We start from the raw sequence: 2,740 nt of genomic DNA on the forward strand, positions 1-2,740 counted from the left end.
CACACCTGCTAACCTCTTGGATTAGATTCTCCTAAACGCTCAATACCATAACTATTCATTACAGCACCTTTAGGGGGTTTGAAGCCATCGCCTATACAACGACTTCGATGGACCTACCATCATCTTATTTACAGCATTCAATCAGTTTATTGCCGTGATTGATTCTTGGCACACTAAGAATAGTAGCGGATTAAAATGTACTAACTATTCCGTTTAATAAAGACCTTCTTTATATTTAGCTACTTTAGTTTAAGCGATAAAACCGCTATTATTTTTATACATTGTTAGCTGGCGTATTTTCTTTTCCGTTTTTTGATTCAATCTCTATCAATTCTTTGTCAAAATCAGTCAAAATTTTTGGTTCATCAATTGGATTTCCTGATTCTATCTCTCTGTGTACAGTTTCTTTTACTTTTTTAGATGCACTTTTTACATTTAGAGAAGTAGTGTCTAAATCTTTATAAATAATGCTTATTAAAACAAATTTGCAAATTGTTTTGATGTTGTCGTACTCATCAATATCTTCTGTAAGTGTTGTTACAGAGTGATTAACATAAACATTATTTGGTTCTGATAAAAAATCATTTATGGTTTTTTCAATAGTTTTAGATATTGTAAACTTACCATCATCACTAACTTTAACTTTAAAAATTTTATGTTTAGTTATTGGCATATTTTTCAATTTTTAAAAAGTTAGTTTTTATTTTATCACAAAGCTTAAAAACGTTTAATAAACACAAATTTTGTTCTTTTTCTGGCATTAAATCTACAATGTCTAACAAATGTCTAATTACGTCTTGCTTAGTAATATTTGATTTACTGTGCTCAGGTAGAAATGATTTAAAATGAGTTGAAATTGTATCAATAATTGGTGTTTCAATTTCTTTAGTTAATTCAAAGTCAACAAATTCTTTTTCAAAAACTTCTAAAGATTTTAATGAATTGCAATAATTATTATATGCCTCAACATATTTTTCTTGAGGGAACAAATCTTCAAATGTTCTAGTTTTTTTATCGCTAAAAACTGAATTAATTTCAATTTCTTCCCAATTATCTTCTTTAATATTATTTTTATATGCCTTTACCTTTTTTACGTCAATAGCCTCTTTATCACTATCGAGAAGAGTAATTCCAGAAAGCTTTAAGTTGTTTTTTCCTAGATAGTTAATTGCTTGGGGAATATTATTAACACCATCAGCATTGTATATATTCATCCATTCTAAATCTCTATATTTTTCAAATTGGAATAAACGATGAAAAGCTAATTTTTCGGTATTTCCTTCGACAACTAAATTAATATCTCCAATCAAGAAACTATCATTTAACATTATGCCAAGTTCTCTTCTAAGAACTTGATATTTGTTTAGAAAAGGTTTTTTGTTAATTTTTGTTCCATCTTTAGAAGACTTATTTACAAATATTAATGAATCAACACAGTTTCTAACTGCTAAAAATGGGTTATGTGTAGTATATAAAATCTGAGAATTCTCTGAAATGTCATCAAATGATTTTAGTAAGTCTTTTGCTCCTTTTGGATGTAGACTATTACCAGGCTCGTCTAACAAAATAATACTATTCTTACTGCCACTGACGTGTTTTGTGTAAAGTTTATTTACTAAAAATGAAAAATAGTATTGAAAACCAGGACTTCGCTCATTAATAGAAAAGCTTTTGTTTGAATTATCCCTAATAATAAGATTAAGCTTATCTCCAAGAGCAGGAACAATTTTAATATTAATACTTTGGTCTTGTTTATAATGTTTTTTGAATATTTGGTTTAGTTTAATTTCAATATCTGATAAGTATGTGGTTACGAAATTAATATCATCATTGTTTAAATCATCAAAGTCTTTACAACCGCCAATAACCAGTAGTTTTCTAAAAGTTTCAAATTTTCTATCTGTTCCTAATAATTCTTTTATTGATGATGGTTCAATAAGTAAGTCTTCATTTTCAAAATATTCAATGTCAGGATATATTTCTTGGAAGAATAAATCATAAAACTTAGCTAAATCACTGATTTTATCCGAAATTTTAATTCCAAATTTCCCTTTAGATAAAATGCTTAAGGATAGATTAGAAAGTCCATTTCCCCATCGTTTGACTTGTAGTAAACACTCGTCTGATTGTTTACCTATTGTTGCTAAATCTTCTTTTGAAATATACTCACTTAATAACTTATATAATTTGGCATAAATGCTTTTTCTTAATTGAAATGTACCAATTACTAAGGGAAGTCCTTTTGGGTATCTTTCAGAACTCTTGTTTAATAGAGAAGTATTTAATTCTGTTTCTAGAATATTTAAATAACTAATAGCTGAAATCAGGCTTGATTTCCCACTTTCATTTTTTCCAACTAAGCAAAGTTGATTCGAGTTTATTTCTAACTTTTCATATGAAATCGATTTGAAATCATAAATTTCTACAGATTTTAATTTCATTTCAAAAAATATGTTAGTCTGATAATACACACAGCTTGATTATTCCCAACGGAATCAACTCTTAAGTCCTCAGAGTCAATTTTAGCAATACGGTCGTTATTGTTTTCTAAAAAAGTATCTCTTTGGTTAATTATTTGGTCAATTGTATTATCAGTTGTATTGTATGAGCACATTTTTTTAAAATATGTTGTTTTCTTCATTATATGGTTTTTATATGACAGCGTAGAGTAGAGCCTGACAGCTCTGTTAAATTTCTCACTAAATTAGTAAAATTTACGAGACTGTCAGCGCCCCCTTCA

Annotated in this window: 2 protein-coding genes; both read right to left on the reverse strand. The window is 28.0% G+C overall.

Features of this window, described 5'->3' with window-relative positions:
- Positions 1–274 precede the first annotated feature (274 nt).
- A complete protein-coding gene (locus tag CVD18_RS21915) occupies positions 275–673 on the reverse strand; it encodes a hypothetical protein (protein WP_146052908.1) in 399 nt (132 codons plus the stop codon).
- Positions 660–2,441, reverse strand: a complete 1,782-nt coding sequence (locus CVD18_RS21920) for an ATP-dependent endonuclease (RefSeq protein WP_158250542.1) — start codon at positions 2,439–2,441, stop codon at positions 660–662. Before CVD18_RS21920 ends, CVD18_RS21915 begins: the two co-directional genes overlap by 14 nt.
- Positions 2,442–2,740: the final 299 nt, after the last annotated feature.

Source organism: Aquimarina sp. I32.4, assembly GCF_002924285.1.
In the GTDB taxonomy this organism is placed as follows: Bacteria; Bacteroidota; Bacteroidia; order Flavobacteriales; family Flavobacteriaceae; genus Aquimarina.